Origin of the sequence: Anaerococcoides asporogena (genome assembly GCF_029590275.1) — a bacterium.
Taxonomy (GTDB): domain Bacteria; phylum Bacillota; class Clostridia; order Clostridiales; family Clostridiaceae; genus JG1575.
In genome coordinates this window covers 1,644,670-1,666,505 of sequence record NZ_CP120965.1, presented here as the reverse complement: position 1 = coordinate 1,666,505, position 21,836 = coordinate 1,644,670, and the positions used below count along the sequence as shown (strand labels likewise).

The 21,836-nt window shown below is 54.6% G+C and carries 11 protein-coding genes; 2 read left to right on the top strand and 9 right to left on the bottom strand.

What is annotated here, in order from left to right:
* Positions 1-9 precede the first annotated feature (9 nt).
* Positions 10-2,142 (top strand): UvrD-helicase domain-containing protein, encoded by a 2,133-nt coding sequence (locus tag P6M73_RS07915; RefSeq protein ID WP_277855568.1) that lies wholly within the window; start codon positions 10-12, stop codon positions 2,140-2,142.
* Between the two features lie 337 nt (positions 2,143-2,479).
* On the opposite strand, the gene P6M73_RS07910 is transcribed toward P6M73_RS07915, so the two are convergent.
* The 3 genes from P6M73_RS07910 to P6M73_RS07900 form a co-directional block, all read right to left on the bottom strand.
* Complete coding sequence (locus tag P6M73_RS07910; RefSeq protein WP_277855567.1) at positions 2,480-6,436, bottom strand: S8 family serine peptidase; 3,957 nt, start codon at positions 6,434-6,436, stop codon at positions 2,480-2,482.
* A 381-nt stretch (positions 6,437-6,817) separates the two neighbouring features.
* The gene (locus P6M73_RS07905) at positions 6,818-7,492 is read right to left on the bottom strand and encodes a class I SAM-dependent methyltransferase (RefSeq protein ID WP_277855566.1); all 675 of its coding nucleotides are present in this window, start codon (positions 7,490-7,492) and stop codon (positions 6,818-6,820) included.
* 205 nt (positions 7,493-7,697) lie between these two features.
* Positions 7,698-8,837 (bottom strand): glycerate kinase family protein, encoded by a 1,140-nt coding sequence (locus tag P6M73_RS07900; RefSeq protein WP_277855565.1) that lies wholly within the window; start codon positions 8,835-8,837, stop codon positions 7,698-7,700.
* A gap of 404 nt (positions 8,838-9,241) precedes the next feature.
* On the opposite strand from P6M73_RS07900, the gene P6M73_RS07895 reads away from it, so the two are divergent.
* On the top strand, positions 9,242-10,225 hold the full coding sequence (locus tag P6M73_RS07895; RefSeq protein ID WP_277855564.1) for an ornithine cyclodeaminase family protein: 984 nt from the start codon (positions 9,242-9,244) through the stop codon (positions 10,223-10,225).
* 162 nt (positions 10,226-10,387) lie between these two features.
* Here P6M73_RS07895 and P6M73_RS07890 read toward each other — a convergent pair whose 3' ends face one another.
* The 6 genes from P6M73_RS07890 to P6M73_RS07865 all read right to left on the bottom strand — a co-directional run bounded on the left by P6M73_RS07890 (position 10,388) and on the right by P6M73_RS07865 (position 21,836).
* On the bottom strand, positions 10,388-11,710 hold the full coding sequence (locus tag P6M73_RS07890) for a cell wall-binding repeat-containing protein (RefSeq protein WP_277855563.1): 1,323 nt from the start codon (positions 11,708-11,710) through the stop codon (positions 10,388-10,390).
* 36 nt (positions 11,711-11,746) lie between these two features.
* On the bottom strand, positions 11,747-11,917 hold the full coding sequence (locus P6M73_RS07885) for a hypothetical protein (protein WP_277855562.1): 171 nt from the start codon (positions 11,915-11,917) through the stop codon (positions 11,747-11,749).
* Positions 11,918-12,611: 694 nt separating this feature from the next.
* Complete coding sequence (locus tag P6M73_RS07880; RefSeq protein ID WP_277855561.1) at positions 12,612-15,302, bottom strand: cell wall-binding repeat-containing protein; 2,691 nt, start codon at positions 15,300-15,302, stop codon at positions 12,612-12,614.
* 721 nt (positions 15,303-16,023) lie between these two features.
* Positions 16,024-18,591: a fibronectin type III domain-containing protein gene (locus P6M73_RS07875; RefSeq protein WP_277855560.1), complete on the bottom strand. Its 2,568-nt coding sequence runs from the start codon at positions 18,589-18,591 to the stop codon at positions 16,024-16,026.
* Positions 18,592-19,311: 720 nt separating this feature from the next.
* Positions 19,312-20,709, bottom strand: coding sequence for an O-antigen ligase family protein (locus P6M73_RS07870; RefSeq protein WP_277855559.1), 1,398 nt, complete (start codon positions 20,707-20,709; stop codon positions 19,312-19,314).
* On the bottom strand, positions 20,706-21,836 hold the full coding sequence (locus P6M73_RS07865; protein ID WP_277855558.1) for a hypothetical protein: 1,131 nt from the start codon (positions 21,834-21,836) through the stop codon (positions 20,706-20,708). Before P6M73_RS07865 ends, P6M73_RS07870 begins: the two co-directional genes overlap by 4 nt.

Below are 21,836 nucleotides of genomic sequence, written 5' to 3'. Positions count from 1 at the left end.
GAGTAAGACATGGCAAATTTCAAAAACAATCTGGCCGTGGCATATGCTGACACGTATTTCCAAGCCTGTAAAAAACTCCCATCCAGTGTACTGCGCGATGAAATGACATTCCGACAAAAATTTTCCAGTGACCCGACTTCTCCGGGCCTGAATTATGAGACACTCCACGCTACTGATGACTCCCTTCGATCCGTCCGTGTCAACCGTTCCTACCGGGCTATTGTCAAATCGCCGGCCAAGGACGCTCCTAATGTTTATACCCTGCTCTGGATCGATTCTCATGATGAGGCCTATGCCTGGGCTGAAAAAAAACGATTTGGCGTTAACCCTGTGACCAATGCGATTGAAATCTATACAGTGGTGGAGCGAACGGAAGTCGAGGAGACAAAAGAAGAATCGGATCTCTTTCATGCCATCCGAGACAAGGACTTCCGCCAACTGGGCATTAATGAAACACTGCAGAAAATGATCAGATCAGTCTCTACCTGGGAAGAGCTTGAACAGATTCAGCCTTACCTTCCGAAAAGGATTTACGAAACTTTGGCTTTCCTTCACGAGGGCATTCCCGTGGAGGAAATCCTTGATGCAGTGACCGAACCAGCCGGTGAACCTCTTAAGTTCGAGGAAGCGGTGCGCTCACCTCAAAATTCCGATCAGTTTCTGGTGGTGGAGACCGACGAACAGGCCGCCCTGGTGGATCAGATGGTCGCCGCCGGCATCGAAGACTGGCGAGTGTTCCTGCACCCCCAGCAAAAGGAGCTTACTACTCGATCTTTTGACGGTCCAGCCCTGGTGCTCGGCACAGCCGGAACCGGGAAAACGGTCGTGGCAATGCACCGGGCATTGATGCTTGCAGAAACTGTCTTTTCCAATTCAAGCGATCGGATCCTTTTTACGACTTTTACCTCCAGTCTGGCCGACGACATTTCAGATCAGCTCAAGGTGTTATGTCCCCCTGAGATCCACCGCCGAATTGAGGTCATTAATCTGGATAAATGGGTCAACCGTTTCCTGAAAACTCAGGGTCGCCGGGAATCCATCCTATATGGATATGACCTTGCAGCAGCCTGGCATGAGGCTTTGAACAAAGCAGCAGTCCCATTGAACCTGCCCCCGGCTTTTTATGCCGATGAATATGAAAAGATCATACTGCCACAGGGCATTAATGCCCTGGAAGACTATCTAAGAGTCCGGCGAACCGGTCGTGGAACGGCACTGGACCGAGGGCAGAAAGTCAATGTCTGGTCCGTGATTACCACCTTCCGCCAATTCCTGGAATCAAACCACACCCTGGATCCAGGAGGTGCTCTGGTCCTGGCATGCGAACTGATCACAGATTTATGCCCACAGGGGCTATATTCCTCAGTGCTGGTAGATGAGACCCAGGACTTCGGAGAGAATGCCCTGCGCCTCATTCGAGTCCTGGCAGGCCCTGAGAAAGCCAATGATCTCTTTCTGGTGGGTGATGCGCACCAGCGGATCTATGGCAGAAAAATTTCCTTGTCACAATGTGGTATTGATACCACAGGACGTCGGGAAATTCTGCGTGTCGACTATCGCACAACCGAGGAAATCGGCTGCTTTGCACGGTCGCTTCTGAAAGGAATGAGAATGGATGATCTGGATCAGGGCATCCAGGATCCCCGCGGCTCCATGTCGCTGCGTCACGGTCCTAAGCCACTGCTCCAAAACTGGTCAAAGCAGAATGAAGCCTGGAAGGCTTCTATGAATCAGATCCAGCTCTGGCTGGAGCAGGGTTATCCTGCTCATTCAATCTGCGTGACTGCAAGACTGAATAAGCAGATCAGCCAGATCAAGCAATACCTGAATAATCAGGACATCGCAACCTATGAAGTGAAGGCTGGACGACCGGATGAAGGGTCTATCCGCGGGATTCGACTGGCAACGATGCATCGGATCAAGGGCCTGGAATTTGACTGTATTCTCGTTATTGAGGCCAATCGGGACAGCTTGCCTCTCCGATCATTCTTGGAAAGCGCTGCTGATCCCTTCGATGCCAGGGAACGCACCATTTCCGAACGACTGCTTCTCTATGTAGCGGCAACCCGTGCCCGAAAAGAACTGGTTATTCATAGTTGGGGTGAACCATCAAAATTTCTGGATCCAATAATCAGTAAATGATCCAATGAATGGAAAACTGCCTGCTGGATGATTATTTACCATGATCTTTCCCAGATTCAAGACCCCAGGATTTCCCCTGCTCAATACATCCATAATGAAAAAGCCTCAGTGAAATACAGGATTTCACTGAGGCTTTTTTTTGTTATGTCCTTATCCGATTTACTCAGTTTCCTCTCTTTGCTCGATGGCTGCGATGCCTGATGGGCTATTGAAACCTGAGCTGGATCCTCTGAAGCTGCTTTGCCCTCCTATCGCTGCTGATAGCTCGGGCTTATCTGCTTTCGTTAAGCCTGTTGATCGGTTACAGATCATCCCCGAAAGAACGTCAAACTGAGGTTTAATTGCAGATCTGCTGGATCGCAGTCTGGGTGGCTGTGCTGATGGCGGAAAGACCGCCCAGGATGAAGACCTGATCCGGGTTTTCATCAATGAGGTAGGCTTTGGTGTCGGCATGCAGGTAGGCTGCCGGGGTCAGGACGACCGGCCCATGATTGACATGGCACAGCAGGGTGCCGGTCAGGGCATCGTAGGGCTTTTCCCCGTTGGCGATGACGATGGTATTGGTCGAATTGAAGAATTGATCGGCAATGACGGCAGCCGTAGCGTAGCGGTTGGCTCCGGCCAGCCGGACCACGGTTCGTCCGGGTGCCTGGAGAGCCGCTTCCACTTCTGCGGTCTGCACCAGCTGTCCGCCCGTCAGATAGACGGTATTGGCCCCTTTCAGGGAATCCTTGATCATATCAATGGACTTGCCATCATTGAAGAGAATGCCGCAGCCGTTCTTGGCGGCGCCAGGACCGGCGGTCAGGGCGTCAAACATGGTGTAGCCGTTGGCTACCACGGCCCGGTCCGTCCGGCCGGTGATGCTTCGAATCTTCTGGTCGACCAGGATGGAGGTTTTGAAGCGGGTGGTGCCGCCGATCCGCTCCACGGTCAGCCCCATGCCTTTCAGCGCTGTGACAATGCCGGCCGGAACCGCCTGTTCTCCGCCCAGGATGATGGCGTGCTTCGCCTTCAGCCGGGTGATTTCAGTCTTGGTCACACTGCGCAGGGCGGCGGGTTCTGTCAGCAGGATCGGAGCGCCCATGACGGCGGACAGTGGTCCACCCAGCAGGGCGTCAATGCCGCTGACGCCGTTGACCAGGATGATGGTGTCAGCCGTGACGAAGGTCTTTTTGCTGATTTCCACCGCGGTGGAGTACCTGGTATCCCCCGCGATGCGCTGAACCACCGGCGGAGCCGGTTTGCGGCTGCTCTGAAGAATGGACGTGATGCTCTCATTGTAAAGATTGTCGTAGGCGTAGATATAGATACTGGTCGATTTGCCCAGCATCCGCCAGATGTCAATGCGGTAGCGGTTGTTCACCGTTTTCTCCACCGTCATGTCGTAGGTGGAATCCGTCTTGCTGGTGGAAACCACAAACGCATTCACGCCAACCCCCAGATCCGAGGCTCCATCTGTGGCGTCGAAATAGAGATAGTTGCCTTCGATCCGGACATTGGAGACCACCGGCGCTTTATGGTCGATGAGCACCGGAATCTGCCGGGCCTGGGCAGTGCCCTGATCGTAGTTGATTTTGGTTTTGATCTCATAGAAGTACTTGCCGTCGGGAAGCGGTCCGGTGGGCAGATCATCTTCCCAGAAGCCCTCCTCCATGAGGTAGCTGGTGGGTGCTCCGGCATAGATCCGGCTCATCTTGGGAACGCCCTGATAGCTGCCGATGGTCTCCAGACGGGTTTTGGACGAATTGAGCAGCGAGAAGGTCACCTCATCGGCGCTGCGCAGGAAGGACAGGCTGGGCAGGATATTGGACCGACCGGTGAGGTAGGACACATCATTGCGCGGGTTTAGCTCCACGCGTCTGTTTTTCAGCCAGTAGGCTTCGTCATAGTAGGGCGAATAGCAGATCAGTCCGGAAGTGTCAAAGAAGGAGGTACCAACCGGATCCTGGCCGCGCCCCAGGGTGGCGCCGAAGGCATCCAGCACCAGCGGCTTGTTCCAGTCGCCGTAGAAGCCCATGAAGGGTACGCTGGTCGTGCGGCCGTCTGAATCCGTCAGGACAACGAAGCCCTCAATAAACTGCTCCTTGCTGACACCGCCCTGAGCGAAGTCGACGGTCAGGCTGACGGCACGGGACGAGCCCGCCTCCACCCGGAAGGCTTCATCGCCGCTGAGGCTGTGGGGCACTTTGCGGGAGCGCTCGGTGTAGAGACCGTTGTCCATGGCATCGGTCAGAAGGTGTACTTCGGCGGTATAGTCCAGTCCCTCGCCGCCGATGTTCTGCACCGTCAGATTCAGGTTCAGCAGCGGGCTGGTCACTTCCTTGAGTTCCAGCTTGGCTTCCCGGGTTATGGGCTGATAAGCCAGGGTCCGGGCCTCCAGGGCTTTGCCCAGATTCATCAGACCGGCTCCCTGCACTCGCGGACTGCGGGCCGTGCCCTGTTCAAACAGGACATCGGCTGAGTTCATCAGCAGCTGCTTGGAGACGATCATCTGGTCAGCTCGGGAGAGAGCCTGGAAGGCCGGGCTGTGCTCGAAGTAGTCCCGGATGACCACGGCTCCGCCCGCCAGATGCGGCGTGGCCATGGAAGTGCCGGACATCACGCCGTAAGCCTGGCCGTTCTGGGTCGAAACGATGTTCAGACCCGGCGCCGTGATCTCCGGCTTCAATCTCAGGTCATTGGTGGCCCCCCAGGTGGAGAAGTCCGCCAGTTTGATCGTGGGATCGGAGTTGGGGATGCCGCGGAAGGCGACGGTGCCGCCGTTGAAGCGCAGATCCGACAGCTTGCCGGCGGTTTCAAAGTCCACTGCCATAAACGGGATCGTGGCGTTTTCGCCGCCAGCCATGATCATCAGCTCCCCGTCACTGTAGTGATCGCCGACAATCAGCGCAATGGCTCCACCGGACTGCGCCAGCTCCAGCTGCTCGGCTAAGGGATAGGAGCCGGGCCAGATCATGACGATTTTGCCCGCATAATCAACTCCGGCGAAATCCTCCGGTGAGCCCAGTCCGGCATAGACGACGGGATAGCCTCCCTCACTCAGCGCCGTGACAGGATCCGGGCTGTTCGGTGCCGGCAGTACCACCGCCGAACGGAACCCGTCCGGGGTTGTCACATCGATCAGGATTTTCTCCCACTGCGGGATCACCTTGTCCGAAGCGGCGACCACCATGCTGTCCCTGGCCACGGCCGGATCACTGATCAGACCCTGATCCGGCATCCAGGACGCGGCGTTGGTCGGTGCCCCTTCTGCCAGATTCTTGTCGTTGCCGGCTGCCATGGCAACCAGAACGCCGCTGGCCTTGGCATTGGACACCGCGGTTTCCAGCGCGCTGGGTCCGAAGCTGGTAAAACCGGCCGGTGCTCCCAAAGACAGGTTCAGCACATCCGCTCCGAGCAGAACGCCGTCTTCCAGCGCCTCCAGATAGATGTCCTCGTAGGTGGTATCGACGGTGGGATCGGAGGAAAAGACCTTCAGCGCCAGCAGCTGGGCTTCCGGCGCCACTCCCTTGAGCTCGCCGTTGGCCGCGATGGTTCCCGCCACATGCTGGCCGTGGCTCTCCCCGCTTTCCAGAACGGAGTTGCTCCGGTCAAAATAGTTGTACGCGTAAGGGAACTTGGCGCTGACATACTGGCCGGGCATTCCCTGGGCCGCCACTTCCGAAGCATCCAGTTCGGCATTGGCGGGATTCGTCAGCACGAAGTCCGGATGCGTCGGATCAAAGCCGGAATCAATGACGCCGACCACGAGCCCTTCCCCTTTGTAGTTGAGATTCCAGGCCTGCGGTGCCCCCACCAGATCAGCGGATTGAGCCATCAAGGGCTGCGGCCGCGCATAAGTCCGGGCGATGGAAACCGACTTGACCCCCGGCAGCTGTTTCAACGCTTCCAGGTCCTTGCGCTTAACTTTGCCGCTGGTGCCGTTGAACACCTGGCGGAAGGTCTTCAGCTTCGAAAAGGCAATGCCGGCCCGGCGGGCCTCACTGAAAAACGCCGACTGTTCCCGGTCGATCTTTGCCAGGGTCCCCTGCCCCGTCTTCCATTTGGCCAGCTGATGGGGCTGAACCGACAGTTCAATAATGACCCGGACTTCTTCCTCCGGATCCTGCGCCTCTGGCCGGGTGACCTTCGCCGCCTTTTCCTTGTTTTTCTCCAGCAGGTTCTGCAGCTTGCCCGACACCTGCGGCACGTTCTTCGCTGAATTCGCTTTGGGCGCTCCACTGACCCGGATCCCCGTCCCCGACAGCACCAGACCAAGTGCCAGAACAGCCGATACAACTCTTTTCAACATAAATCCCCTCAAACTCATATTTTTTCTCTTCGCAATGACGACAGCAGCGACCACTCCCTCGCAAAGGGTGATCAAACCAGCAGCAAGAACCAACAAGACCGCTTGCGCAAACCCAGGACGCCAATTTCTCAGTCCGTACTGCTCCATCCTCCGGTATTCCGCCGAACACCCCGGAAAACAGGACGGCACAGACTGAATGCACTGGCGCTGCAATGGATTTGCTGTTTATGAATATATAGTAAATGTATCATTTTTTATCCACATTTAGAATGGCAAGACCCCCAGATTCCGAAATATATTTTACAAAACCTTTATCATGGAAAAAGCGGCATGCCCAGGCACACCGCTTCGGATTCAATCCGTTCTTTTTCTTTCGGGTATTCATGGCAGCTGATCCACCAGGAGGAACAAACTGGACCCATCGACTTCCTCCATGTGATAAGAACAGCCGGTGGCTTCGGCCAGCTGACGCAGGTCATTCTCGGTATAGGCGATGCCGACAAAACCGTCCCGACAGACGATCCTGCCGTCTCCGGTCTGCACTGGGTCAATTTCACCCAGCAACCCTATGTCCGCCTGTTCCTGAAACCAGGCCAGCCGGTGGTCCCAGAACCTTGGGCTGTAGGTGCTGAAATAGGCCCGCCCACCTTTCTTTAAAACCTTCAGGCACTGCCGGATCAGCGCCAGGGGCTGGCCTTTGATCGCCGACAACCCATTCTGCAGGCAGATCACCGCGTCAAAGGGTTCCTCAAAATCCAGGTGAAAAGCATCCATGACCTGAAAACTGCAGTTGGGCTGGTCCTTGCAGTACGCCTGGGCCAGCCGGATCGAATCGGCCGAGAGATCCACCCCGACGGCAGTTGCCACGGACGGCGCCAGCTCCCGCAGGATCCGGCCATAGCCGGCACCAACCTCCAGGATCCTGAAATCCGGTTTCAGCTCCTTTTGGACAAAACGGATTTCTTCGTCGAGATACTGCCTGATTCTGGGCAAATCGGTCTGATACACCTGGAACAGACTGGTCGAATGCAGATGCTCCTCATAGTAATTGGACAATGGGATCCCTCCTGTGAAAAAGTGGGGCTTACGCAGAGTGATTCTCCGGCTGATGGCTCCCCCGGTTAAACGACTGACGGACGAATCAGCGTTTTCCCGCCAAGCTGCGAAGGACGGGTCGTGATTCTCTGTTATGGTGCTGCGTCATGGTTCTAAGTCATGGTTCTAAGTCATGGTTTTCCGTCCCGGCTCTTCGTCGGACTGCTTAATGGACTGGCAGGGCAGCCTTGATCAGCCGCAGGATGTTGTCAGCGGTGGCGGCCAGATTTTCCCGGCTTTTATAACGGCTGACTTCCAGGGGTTCGGGGAGGCGGTTAATGGTAAAGATGGCGGTGACGCCGCCTGCATAAGCTGGCTCCAGGTCTCCGTCCGCGCCGCCGGCTATGACCAGAACGGGTTTGTTCTGCGCTTTGGCCCGGCCGGCCACGCCCATGACGACTTTGCCGCGCAGACTCTGGCTGTCGATTCTGCCTTCTCCGGTCAGGATGTAGTCGCAGTCTGAAATTAGCCGATCAAACTCCACGGTATCCAGGACAATCTGAATGCCCTGGCGCAAGGTAGAACCGAAGAAGGCAGCCATCCCGGCGCCCATGGCCCCGGCCGCGCCGGCTCCGGGCAGCTTTGACAGATCCCTGCCCAGATCCCGCCGGATTACTCCCGCCAGATGAATCAGTCCTTCATCCAGATCTCTGACCATGGCCGGATCCGCTCCTTTTTGCGGACCGAAGATATAGGCGGCACCCTGCGGGCCATGCATCGGATTGTCGATATCGCACATGGTAAGGATCTCCACTCCGGTCAGTTCGGGAGACCGGGCTGAATCATCGATCCGGGCGATGTCCTTCAGGGTGGCGCCGGTGGGGTGAAAGACCTCGCCGCTGCTGTCCAGAAAGCGGATGCCGGCGGCCGCGGCGGCTCCGCAGCCGCCATCGTTGGTGGCGCTGCCGCCCAGACCGACAATGATTCGCCGCACGCCGCGACGGGCGGCATCCAGCAGCAGTTCTCCCACGCCATAGGTAGTGGTCAGTCCGGGATTCCTGCGTCCCTCCACCAGGGGCAGACCGGCGCAGGCAGCCATCTCAATCACCGCCGTTTCTCCCCCGTCCAGCAGACCATAGGCTGCTGTCATGGGTTCTCCATAGGGACCGGCCACCGCCGCCTCAATCGTTTCGCCGCCCAGAGCGCAGAGAAAGGCGTCCACGGTGCCCTCCCCGCCGTCGGCCACCGGGATGGATCGGACCTGCGCCTCACTGAAGCGGCGATGGATTGATTCTTCGAGTATTTGACAGATCTCTATTGATGTCATGGTTCCTTTGAATGAATCCGGGATCAGGACAAATTTCATGTTGATTCTTCTCCTTCCGGTTCTGGCCAGCCAGACCGATCAGCTTGCTCACCGGCGGCTCTTGGAATCCGCCCGGAACTCATTGCTGTCACTGTCTCAATTATTGATGTCCGTCCGGTCCTTGTCAACTCAGGAGCAGACACCGGATCCGCGTCTTATCATAACTTCATTCCAGGCTTTTCCTAACTTCATTCCCAGTCTTTCTTTTCACGACCTCATCTCCAGTCTTAATCATGAATACATCCCGATCTTTTCCTAACTTCATTTCCAGGCTTTTCACGAGCCCATCACGAGTCTTTTCATGACTCCATCTCCAGTCTTTGGTACAATACGAGTAAGAACCATACGCTGGGCAAAGGTCCGATGAATTCGCCGCAACGTCTGGAATCAAGGGAGGATCGCCGATGAAAATACTGTTATTGAACCAGGAAGAAATGAAACGGGTCATCACCATGGCGGAAGCCATCCGCGCCGATCAGGATGCTCTGGCGATGTACTCCAGGGGTGAGAGCGACATTCCGCTGCGCGTCAATCTCAACATCGAGGAGTTCGAGGGCCAGAGCCTGTATATGCCGGGCTACGCCAGGGCAGGCCACGCGCTGGGCGTCAAGATCGTATCGGTCTACCCCCGCAATATTGAGAAAGGCATTACCAGCGTTCCCTCCACCATGGTGCTGCAGGATGATGCCACCGGCCAGGTCATCGCTCTGATGGACGGAACTTACCTGACCCAGCTTCGCACCGGCGCAGTGGCTGGTGCCGCCACGGATCTGCTGGCCCGGCTGGATGCCCGCAACTTTGTTCTGATCGGCACCGGCGGACAGGCAGCCACTCAGCTCGAAGCCATCCTGGATGTCCGGCCGATCCGGGATGTCCGGGTCTATGATGTCAGTCCCGAACGGGCCAAAGCCTTTGCTGATGCCATGGCCAGGCGCTATGATGTCGCCATCCGGGCCTCGGAGGATCTGTCCCAGGACATCCGGGAAGCTGACATCATCACCACGGTCACGACGGCCAAAGTCCCAGTCTTTGACGGCACGCTGCTCAAAAAAGGCGTCCATATCAACGGCGTGGGCTCCTATACGCCGGAAATGAGCGAGATTCCGCCGGAAGTGCTGCTCCGGGCCGGCAAGATCTTTGTGGATACCAAAGACGCCATTACCGAATCCGGTGATTTCCAGAAACTCATCCGATCCGGTCAGTTCGACCCTTCCCGAATTACGGGAGAGCTGGGGGAACTGGTCAGCGGCCGAAAGCCCGGCCGGGAATCCCTGGATGAAATTACCTTCTTCGAAACCACCGGCAATGCCATCCTGGACATCGTCGTGGCCCGCAAGATCTACGAGAACGCCCGGGAAATGGGCATTGGCACCCTGATCGATCTTTAGCAGCTCCATCCCCTCTTTTCAGAATCAGACAAGAGCGGGAGCGCCCGGCATGCACCGGGCGCTCCCGCTCTTTTTGATGGACTCCGGCATCATTCCGAAACCACGGGCTCCGAGGGGGAAGGCCATGATTCCGGGATGCGCGAGAGTGTGAGTTGATGAAGCTTAGTTGCCGAACAGGGTGATCCAGTAGGGGAACTGGTTGACCTGCACACGAGCGATGGCTGATTTGCTGAAGACGGTGCGCAGCATGTTGGCGTTATGTCCTTCCGACTGGCTGTAGGCATAAATCACAGCCTCCGGGGTCGGATGACCGGCAGCCGCATTTTCTCCGGTCAGATTCAGATCCGGCCCAATGGTCAGACAGTTGCGTCCGTCCGGCCGGGTGTGGCTGAAGAGAATGGAAAGTTCCACTGCGCGGACTTTCGCCGCGTCGTAATATCTTTCATCCCAGGCCAGCGGCACGCGGCCGTTTTTGACCCGATGCTGGTTCTGCAGATCAAAGGCCTGTTTGGCGTATTCCTTGTTGACCCGGGCGCTGATGTACTGGTTGGAATAGGTTCCGTCGGTGTTTTTCACCCGGATGGTGAAGGTTTCAACCGCGATCAGATCCGCCAGGCGTTCCCGGACGGGGCTGCTGACAACCAGGTCACCGCCGGCGACAAACAGGTCGGTGCATTCGTAATAGGAAACATATTCAATGACTTTGTCGCTGAGGTCGTCCTGTTTTACCAAAAGGATCGGCGCATCATTCTTTGCGGCAAAGGGAGTAGCTGCCAGTGCATCCACAAAGCTCCAGCCGTTGGCAATGACTGCTTTTCTGGTGCGGAAGAACTGATCGGCAATCATGGTGGAGGTTTCGATCCGATCCGCTCCGTTGATGCGGACAGCGGCAATGCCGGCGTCGGTCAGAATCTTTTCCATTCCCTGATCGATGGCCAGATAGCCTCCGATGATGTAGACCGTTTTAATGCGGTTGCTGACGAGGTGATCAATCACCGACTTGGACAAGGTTTTGCCGTCCGTCAGCAGAACCGGATAGCCTTTCTTGGCTGCCATGCTGCCGGCCGACAGGGCATCGGCAAACTGGTCGCCGGCGGTCAGAACGGCCGCGCTGGTGATGACATTGCTGGCTCGCAGGCGAATGGCAACCTTCAGCGCCGTTTCATAGCGGTCGCTGCCGCTGATGCGCTCGACATTGTATCCCAGGGAATTGAGCTCGGATTCAACCGAGGAACTGATGGCCGACAAGCCGCCCAGGATAATTACCTTGGTTGCTCCCAGGCGAACCATCTCCTGGCGGGTATCCGCCGAAAGTTCCGTGGTGGAGGTTAAAAGAATCGGCGCGTTCAGCGCATAGGCCAGGGGCCCGGCTGACAGAGCGTCGGGAAAGTTCGTTCCCTGAACCAGAATGACGGTATCCGCCATAGTATAAGTCGCTTTGCTGATATAGGTCGCGGTGGCGTACCGGTTTGGTCCGTTGAACACTTTCAGGTTTCCCGGATTCACCGTGGAGGCCAGCGTCTAGATTGACTTTTGCGGCAGGCTGGTTTCAACCACCGGCGGGTTAAATACCGAGCTGGTGGTTTGCGCCATGGCAGAGTGACTGAAGAGCGACACCGGCATGACTTGAAGTGCAAGGGCCATAACCAGAGATGATGTGAGTCCACGAAGTACATGTTTCCTTTTTTCCATAATGTCCCCCAATTGTCTAGTTTTTAAAGAATCGTTTTCATAATAACATATTAATTCTAGAAAATAAATATTTATGTAGGTTATTTTTACTTTAACAGTTCAAAAAACTTCTTGGGTACCACCCTTTTATATTCATTCTAAATTTAAATGCCGTTCAATACCCCTTAAAAATAGCCAAAAAATCAAAAAACCCACATTCAAATGTGGATTTAGCCCATTAATTTTCGACTATAATAGTTAATCAATAAAATGCAATAATATAGTATAATTATGAATTTACGGTTTGCCTCTTGCCCTGACCGGCTTTTCGTCCGGCTTCCCTCGTGCCGGATCCGCCACCAGAGCCGACTTGGATGCCAACCGGGGATCTGCAGCAAGTTGCCCCAGTCCCCTCTGCCGATGAAACCTGCAAACGGACCGTCGTACAAAAAATCTGTTTTTTTTCATGAATCCCAGACAGGAAATGCGCCGGAATCAGCGGTTGATTCCGGCGCATTTCCTTAGTCACTCGAAGATCAGAGCTCTCAGCCTTCTGCTGGTTTGCAGGTACAGGTCCCGAAGGTCCCCGGTGAAATTTCTGTTTTAGATACTTGATTCGAATCTGTTGAAGTCCAGTGCTGCAGATCCCTTTGTGTGGGCTGCTGCGATCAGCATCTTCGTCGGATTGCTCCCAGGTTGGGAGCAATCCTTCACCTTACTGAGCCATGGCTTCCATCAGCTGGGTCTGCACCGCGGAAGAAATCACCAGTTCGCCTCCGACCACTTTGATGTCATGGACCGGTGAACTGGCCAGATAGTCTTTCACGCTGGTGTCGATGGCGGTTTTGCTCACCAGCAGGATCGGCACATTGAGCTTGGCGGCATAGGGTACGGCTGCCAGCGCGTCAGCAAAGGTCCAGCCGTTGGCCACAATGGCGCCGGTGGCTTCCGGATAGTAGGTCTTTGCAACCAGGGTTGCGGTCTCAGTCCGGGTCGCTCCGGCCAGACGGGTAACGGTAAGTCCTTTGGTAACCAGAGACTGCTCCAGTGTGCTGCTCAGCACCAGGGTGCCGCCCACCATGGTGACTTTGTTGATGCCCTTGTTCTTGAGATAAGTATCATTCCCCAGGCCCAGACTCTTGCCATCGGTCAGCAGGATCGGAATTCCGTTCTTGGCTGCGTAGCTGCCGATGGCTAGCGCATCCGGGAAGGAGCTGCCTGAAGCCGGGATGACCGAGGTCGGTTTCCCCTTGATCAGTTCCAGACGCTCTGCCGCTTTGATTGCGGTGTCGTAGCGGGTGGTTCCGGCAATCCGCTCTACCGTCATACCGCTCATTGCCTTGAGGCTGGTTTCAACGGCGGCATCGATGGCGGTGGTGCCGCCCATGATGATCACCTTCTTGACGCCCAGGCGGACCAGTTCCTGTTTGGTCACGGCGGTCAGCTCCGTCTTCGAGGTCAGAAGGATCGGCGCATTCAGTGCCGTGGCCAACGGACCGGCAGCCAGAGCATCCGGGAAGTTGGCCCCTGATACCAGGATCGCCGTGCCGGCAGAAGAGAAGGCAGCTGCGCTGATAATATTCGCGGTCTCATAGCGGCTGGCTCCGGCCAGTACCTCAACCTTGTCAATGGGGTTGTCCACGGCATAAGTCATGAGGGTTTCCTTGCCAAAGCTGTCGACAAACCGGAAGTTCAGGCTCTGGGCTTTGCCCACCTGGACATTATCTACCGTAAAGGTTCCGTTGTAGTTCAGCGGAACGGACTGGCCATTCAGGGTCAGCGTTCCGACTTTCACCGTTGCGCCCTCAATCAGCGGCAGGATCCCGTCGGGATTGACCTGATTCTCACTCATGATCTGAATCGGGATCGACGGTACCGGCTGAGCCGAGAGGTTTGATTTGAGGAAGCTGGTGGTGCCCCCGGCCACATACAGCGCGCCCTTGGTGCGGCTGGTCATGGCGCCCTGTCGCACGGAAACGGCATACAGGTTGGTCGCCTTCAGGGACTGGCTGGTTTCCACCGTCCCGTAGATGTACAGATTGCCCCGGATGTTGACATCGCCGGTTTTGAGCACAGCGTCCGGTGCGACATAGACATCCTGATCCACAACCTTGTAATTCCAGGTGGTATCCTTGTCGATGACGATGGCATTGATCGGGTTTTCCGGCAGGAGCGATTCCTGGACAGTGAAGGATCCCTTGGACAGATCCGTGTCGTAGAACCAGTTTCCGGTGTAATTGTCATTGTTGTCCACAGCGCCGATGCCGTTGACATACCATTTGCCGGTGTGGGTGACATCCGTGATGTCCAGATCCATGGAGTAATAGCCATAGGAGTCCGGCGTCGTATCCTTGAATGTGGCCATGCCGCCGTATTCGTTGTGCAGATCAAATTCCACGGAGCGAACCCCTGTCTGGGAGTCCGAAGCCTTGACCTTGACCCGGACGCTTTGGCCCGGATAGGCAGTGGTGCGGTTCACTGACAATGTTGAAATGTCAATGGTCGGAGGTGTCATGTCCGCCCCGGGATTATCCACCGTGAAGTTGCCCTTGCTCAGATCCTCGTCATAGCTGGAATACGCCCGGTAGTTGCCGTTGTCATCTACAACGCTGATGTCCTGGAGCGTCCACTTGCCATGGTGGGTATTGGCATCAATCACGAAGCTCGCCATATAGTAGCCGTTGATGTCCGCCTTAGTAGATGACAGAACTTTGGATCCCCGGTTCTCGTTAATCAGCGTATACTGAACCTCTTTCACCGAGGTCTTTTCATCCGCTGCCAGAGCCCCCATCCGGATGGTATCCCCAGGCTTGGCTGTGGTCTGATTAATCTTCAGAGTTCCCACCTGAACCACCGGCGCCGTCATATCCGCTTTGGGATTGACCACCGTGAAGTTCCCGCGGCTCAGATCCACTTCCCGGCCGTTATAGAACCGGCAGTTGCCGTTATTGTCGACGGCTTCCAGGAAGGACAGCGACCAGCCTCCGTCATGGGTGTTGGAATCAATCGGGATCTGCACCGAATAATAACCCGAAGCATCCGGCCGAATCGTCGTCAGGTAGCGATAGCCCCCGTTGACATTGTCGAAGGTGAACTTAACTTCCCGAACTCCGGTATTCTCATCCGTCACCTTGACTCGGATCGTGACCAGTCCACCCGGCGTCGTTGCCGTCTGAACCACCGACAGCGTCGACCGGTCAATGACCGGTGCCGTCATATCCGCCATCTGCGAAACGATGGTCCGATTGGTCTCAATCCCGATCGCCGGGTGATACAAGGTGGGACGAACATAGTCCGAGCCTTGCCGGAACGGATTCGCCAAAGCAACTCCCCCAGACAAACCAATTTGCAATGAAAACGCCAGAGCAGCCGACGCAAACCGAATCAGATTTTTGTTTCGATGCATAATTTCCTCCAATAAAATCTAGTAAAATACGAAAAACCAATACAAAACTCATTTTAACAACAAAGGGTCAATCACAAAAACTGTGGGATTTTCCCAAGTTGACATGGAGCCTCTGTCGGCGTGGTTCCGCCAGCCTTGCCGCTAGGCTGCATAAATGCTGGGCTAGTCGGCCAGTCAGGCTACCACGTCGACCTCTCCGTGTAAACAGGGAAAATCATAATCCCACATAAAAAGTGATTGAGCCACAACAAATCGAATAAAAAAATAGCATTGATACCAATAAAAATTTCTTTCTCCCCTCAATTTTTCTTTCTAAAACAAAATAATAGAAGCATTCGAACTTGATAACCATTATAAAATTAAATCGCACCCCACTAGTTTTCACGACCATTCACTCGCCCTCCTCTTGGTTTCCCCTCCCTGAAACTTGTCCCTTTAGACATAAAATCCTTCGAATACCCGCCTGATCAGCCTGAACAGCCCGATTCGGCCGATCACCTTCGCCAACCTGATCAGGCAGCTGCCCCACAACAGCCTGTCCCCCCTGTCAGATCAATCTTCAAAAACCATTTGAGCAGAGCTCTGTCAAAGTGCTCTGTTCCTAGAGCTCTGTCCATGGAGCTCTGTTCATGGAGCCCTGAATGATCTTAACGATCTCAGCAAATCGAAAGAGGCAGCAAATCACCTGGGTGATTTGCTGCCGTTTCAATGATTCATGTCCTTAAGGTCTGGCTGACTTAATAACTGACCATTTGCCATATATTTTGGTTGTGCCGACCATGCGGTAGGCTCTGACTTTGTAATAGTAGGTGCGACCCCTGGTCAGGCCGGTGTTGGTATAGGACAGCAATGAAGTGGTCCGCTTCAGGCTGTAGGTACCGGTGCTCGAAGTCGCCCGATATACTTCATAGCCGCTGGCTCCGCTGACTTTTGACCAGGAAGTCTTGATGCTGCTGGATGTGACTCGCAGCGCGCTGAAGTTCGAAGGAACGGATGGCAGCGGTTTCGTGCTTTTGACCGTTGAGTAGCTGCTGTAGACTCGGGTGGATCCCACCAGACGATAGGCCCGGACTTTATAATAATAGGTTTTGCCGGTCGTCAGACTGCTGTTTTTGAACGACAGTGCCGTTGTTGTTTCGCCAGCCAGTGTATAACCGGAGCTGCTGGAAGTGGATCGATACACCTGGTAGCCGGTGGCTCCGGCAATGGCGTTCCATTTCACCGTAATACTGTTGTACCCCGAGGACGAAGGCGTAATCACCGGAGTCGCCGGCAGCGGTTTGCCCGAAACCGGGGCTGAGAATCCGCCGTATAGTTTCCCATTCGCTCCGCTCTGGTATGCTCTGACCTTGTAGTAATAAAGAGATCCCGTAGACAGCCCCGTGTTGAGGTATGAGGCGGCAGTCGTTGTGCCGACCAAAGAATACGTTCCGCCACTGGTGCGTGAACGCCAGACTTCGTAACCGCCAGCACCTGCCACACCGGACCAGCTCACTGTCACGCTGTTGTAGCCGGAGGATGCAGTTTTCAGTGAAGTGGGTGCAGTCAGAACGGGGATGGCGCTGGCAACCTCCGAATATTCCCCGTAAGTCTTCGCAGACTCCAGATTGCTGTAAGCCCTGACTTTGTAGAAATACTCAGTGCCTGTCGTCAGTCCGGTATGAACATAGTTCGTATCTGTCCGAGTACTCAACAGCTTGAACTCTCCATCCGGTGAAGAGGCTCCCCAAATCTGATACCCTGATGCTCCGATGATCGGCGACCATGTGATGCGGCTGCTGCTGCCGGAAGCCGATTCAGCCTTTACGTTAACTACTCTTGGCACCATGGATTGCGCTGCCGAGTATGTTCCAGGCACCTCCACCCCGCCAATCAGGCTGTATGCCTGAACTTTATAGTAGAATGCGCTGTCCTGAGCGACATTAGTCAGTGTGAGCGCTGGTTCGGATGTATGTTCACAGCGATCCAGATCGGTCAATGCGTTGCCGTAGGAAACGATATACCCCGCCGCGCCAGGGACTTCATTCCAGGTCAGCTGATGGGTGGTGGGTTCCGGAGCCGTCGCCCTGAAGTTTTCCGGCGCATTGAGTACCGGCTTGACTGCCAGCACACTGGAATAATTGCTGTAGACTTTCGTGGTGCCCGCCTTGACATAGGCCCGGATCTTATAATAATAGGACTTGCCGGTCACCAGATTCTGATCCTCATAGGAATTTCCGGTCAGATCAATCGTTGTAAAAGGACCAGTCTGGGATTCACTCCGGGCCAGTTCATACCCGCTCATGTCAGAATCCAAATTCCAGCTGAGATGAATGCTGTTCGGGGAACACGAGGATCCCGTGAAGTTCTGGGGCGCTTTGGGCTTCACCGTGAAGGTCTTGGCTTTCTGTGCGAAGCCATCCCCGGCGTCAATGACTCCGGCATAGAGCTCGTAGGTCCCATATTGAGACGGTGTCCAGGTCGCGGTGTTGCTTTTCCCGAATTCGCGGATCACCTGAGTATTCCCCTGAGAATCAAGACAGATGAAACCATACTGATAGGAACCTGATCTTGTATTTCCTCCGGTGGCCGTTGCTGACAGAGATACTGTTTCTCCCACTGAGCATTCCGTCTTTCCTCCCGTCGAGAAGGATGAAACGGTGAGATCCGCCAATCCCGGATCCGCCTTGAAGACAACATTGAAGTCCGGGTCGTAGAAAGGATTGAAGACGATATAAGGACTGTCGCCGGCCGGAGCAAAGATATACGCCTTCCCTTCCAGGACTCCCCCATTGTAGACATTTCCGCCAAAATCATTGTCAAGTACTATGGCGTCTGTGTTGCTGTACTCCGCTTTGGTACTGGTGTACCCGGTAAAATCCCAATCAGAGACATACATCGGCTGTTCATCGCTGTAGTTTAACTGGAAAGCCACGTCGAAGATAAATAACTCCGCTCCGGAGGGAACGGTGTTGTACGGATTATTTACCTTGGCATAGTCTGCCGCCTCCTTCCCTCGGATGACATTGCCGATAGTAATCACATATTCAAAGTCACCGGAGTAATTGCTGCCCGTAAACCGAACGCCCTCCCCTGGGTAGGCCGGATTCGACATCGACCCGAAGTTGTCCGGGTTGAATGCGAAGGTGTTGATCGGATTCAGTCGAAGGGACTGAGTCTTGTCCGGGAAATGTTTTGACAGGACCGCTGCCTGGGCGGGAATCGCCCCGAATAGCAGTGCCAGCATCAGGACAAGAAACAGACTGATTTTTTTCGATTTCATCGAAACAGCTTGTAATGAGTTTTTCATTTCATTCTCCTAAAAATTTTTTATATGATCCAGGTGTATTCTTCACCTTCATTTATCATTTGATTCTCCTGTAATCGACTGGATGAAACTTGATTTTTTGGTCGGATCCACTGTCTGCATCCGGTAGCACCAACCTTTCATCCGACAGCTCCAACCTTGCATTCTTCCACACGAATCTTGCATCTGCCGCTTCGAATCATTTGCACCGTAGCTGCCGCTTGATTATTGCTGTATGGATCGTGCTACGCGAATGTATCCTATTGATCTTTTCGAATGCATTTTGTCATCTGTTAAGCGCTGTGGTTTCTCGTCACATCACTCTATAGCAGGTGCTTTGCGAGCTAGTTTAGAGAAACGGTCTCATTCCTAACACACCCCGTTCGTTATTTCGTGCCCTGAACTACCTCCTTGATGCATTTTCAGGCTGGTCATAATTATCAGACAGCAATTAGTAATTATTGGCGGAATTTTTCCAATTGATCTATAATAATTATCCAACCATTTACTTCTTTCCTAGAGTAACATATCGACTGGACAGTCTGTACAACAGGTGTTACCCAATTAAAAAAATAACCCTGCCCTTCTTTTTCATGACGAATCGCCCATGACAGGCTCATCTTCAGGAGATCGGTAAAAGCCAGTCATAATGTTTGAAGAAAAAAACATGACCGTTTATCGCATCCCTGAGGAACGATAAACGGTCATGTCTGTCGATCGGATTTAGATCGAATCGCTATGGAGCATTGGCGAACCAGCCTCTGGCACATGGAGCAGTTCGGATTCCCTCTGCATGGGAACTTCAGCCGGTCCGGCAAAATCCCAGAGGAGTCCGGGAAGAATGAAGAACAGGACGATCACCGAGGAAACATCGACCACCGGATTCACGAAAAACACCAGATGAAAGGAACTCAGGGCCAGCAGGAAGGTCCAGCGGCCTTTTACCGGCAGATTCCTGGTCGTCAGGATCACCAGGAACAGCCAGGTCGAAAGGAACAGTATAAATCCGACCAGGCCGTATTCAGCCAGAAGATCGAAGTAATCCGAGTGATTGCCCAGGTCAAAGAGGGTCCGATCCGGCAGCGGCGAAATTCCCAGCAAGGGGTGCTCCTGAAAGATCACAACCGACTTAAGATATACCCGGAGCCGGTTCACCAGTTTGGTCAGTGCAGCCAGCTGGCGCAGATCCATCAAGTAGATCAGACGGTCAATGGGCGCTTTGAGAAGCAGCAGCAGAACCGCCGGACTCGAATAGACCAGAAATGCGGTCAGCCAGCCATTCGTTCGGATCCAGGCCGGCCAGCCGGCGCTCCGGTTCGGATCCGGAAGCTCCTGATCCTGATTCTTGCGATCATCCGGAGCCTCGGTTCGGATTCGCTGCCTGGAGCTGCCTCGCGTTTTGGTCTTCACCAATCGCCAGATCACAACCAGCAGCAGTCCCCCCAGATACAGCACCAGCGTGAGCATGGCAATGTCATACTGGGACAGCAGGACGAAGGCAGATAAGGCCAGTGCCAGAACCATAGCTGCCATTCGCTGCCTTTTCTCCTGAATCAGGAGCAGGCCGCCGGCTAGTAAAACAGTCAGAGGAATCGCCTCATAGACCGTATGGAAATTGCCCAGCAGCGGACTGGCGCGGAAATACCCTTTTTCAATCCCTGCCAGATCCCGAGCAATATTGGGCGTGAAAAAGAACTGTGTCAGTGAAACCACCGCGATCAGACCGATGTACCCGACTGCCAGTTTGGCGATCAGAGTCATCTCCCGGGTACGGCGGAACAGAAAAAACCAGCACGGAATCAGCATCGTGAACGCAATGGAAATCTGGCGGTTGTAGAACGCGCCGACCCCCAAAGTGCTCATGACCAGATTGTAGAGGGGCCACAGCATCAGGATCCAGATCCTTCTGCTGAAAAACTGCCGGATCACGTCCCCACCGGTGGCCCATACCGCCAGGCCAAGCCAGAGCAGCATCAGACCGCCCCATACCTTCCAGCTGTAGTAGAGGCTTTGGGGATTGACTGACCAAAGTACCAGCACCAGGGTTAACTGGTAGAAAAGACTCAGGACCGGCTGGCTCTCATTCAGAAATATTTCTTTCAGATCTTTCCATTGAATCATTGTCCGACCCTCTCAGAATTTCGCGTCACCCGGTACCAGACATAGAAGACGGCAGCCTGAAGCAGCATCAGCCCCAGTGAAGTGGCCGACTTGATGTAATCGACCCATTCCACCTGATTCAGGGATGTCTGGAATCTAGCCTGGGCGTCCAGTCCGCGTTGGCTGTACTCTGCCATCAGACGCTGTTTCTGGATAGAAGCCTCAGGTGATGGCAGCACTTCCAGCTGATCCCCCCGATAGCTGATCCGGTGAATCTGAGTATCATACAGAGAACCCTGTTCGATCAGATTCACTCGTTCTGCTCCATACAGAGACAGCGTATCCGTTGTGACAGCTGCCAGGTAAGGTCCGGCCAGCCAGATCCTCTGCACGGCGTCATCCGCCAGGATCTGCTGAAAGAGACTCCGGGCCTCAGCCTGTTGCAGATCGTCCCAGGGGCCGCCGGCTCTGGGCGCCAGCGCCTGATTCAGATAGTAGTATTCGATGGCCCCGCCCCGTCGAATTTCGAGCACTGGCCGGTTGACCAGCTTGGGAGACGCCAGATTAAATCCAATCTCGTCCTTTGAAAAATCAATGGTACCGGGCAGTTTATGTACGGTCATTTCCTTCCCGTCGTAAGCGGCGGTAAACAGATTGCCGGAGGGTTCAAAAAACCAAAAATAGATCCAGCCGTCTTTCACGATCAAATTTCCGTAAAAGTCCCCCTGAACGAGCCTGGGATCGCCAAATTGCGTGACTTTCCGGCTCTGGGGCTCATAGTGGAACAGCTGAATCGACTGATAGCGCAGACCATTTTCCTGGGTGGCAATGACATAGCCATCTGCCACCGGAAGAATCTGCTTCAGGTCTTCTCCCACGGAATCCGAGTGGATCAGCCGGGCGGGAGAATCCGAAGGAAACCGGTAGGCATACCGGGACGTCATGGCAAAGCCCAGAACATCGCCCTGATCCAGGAAGGGAACCATCTGGCTCGTAATGTCGGTATAAAACTGAGCGGATAGAATCTCCCGGTTGATGTTGGCGGGATCCGGCCGGTGAATCGAGAGATTCAGTAACCACAGAAAAGCCGGCAGCAGCAGGAGTAGCCGGAAAGTTGCCTTCATGACTGATTTCAAGATTTTGTTCAT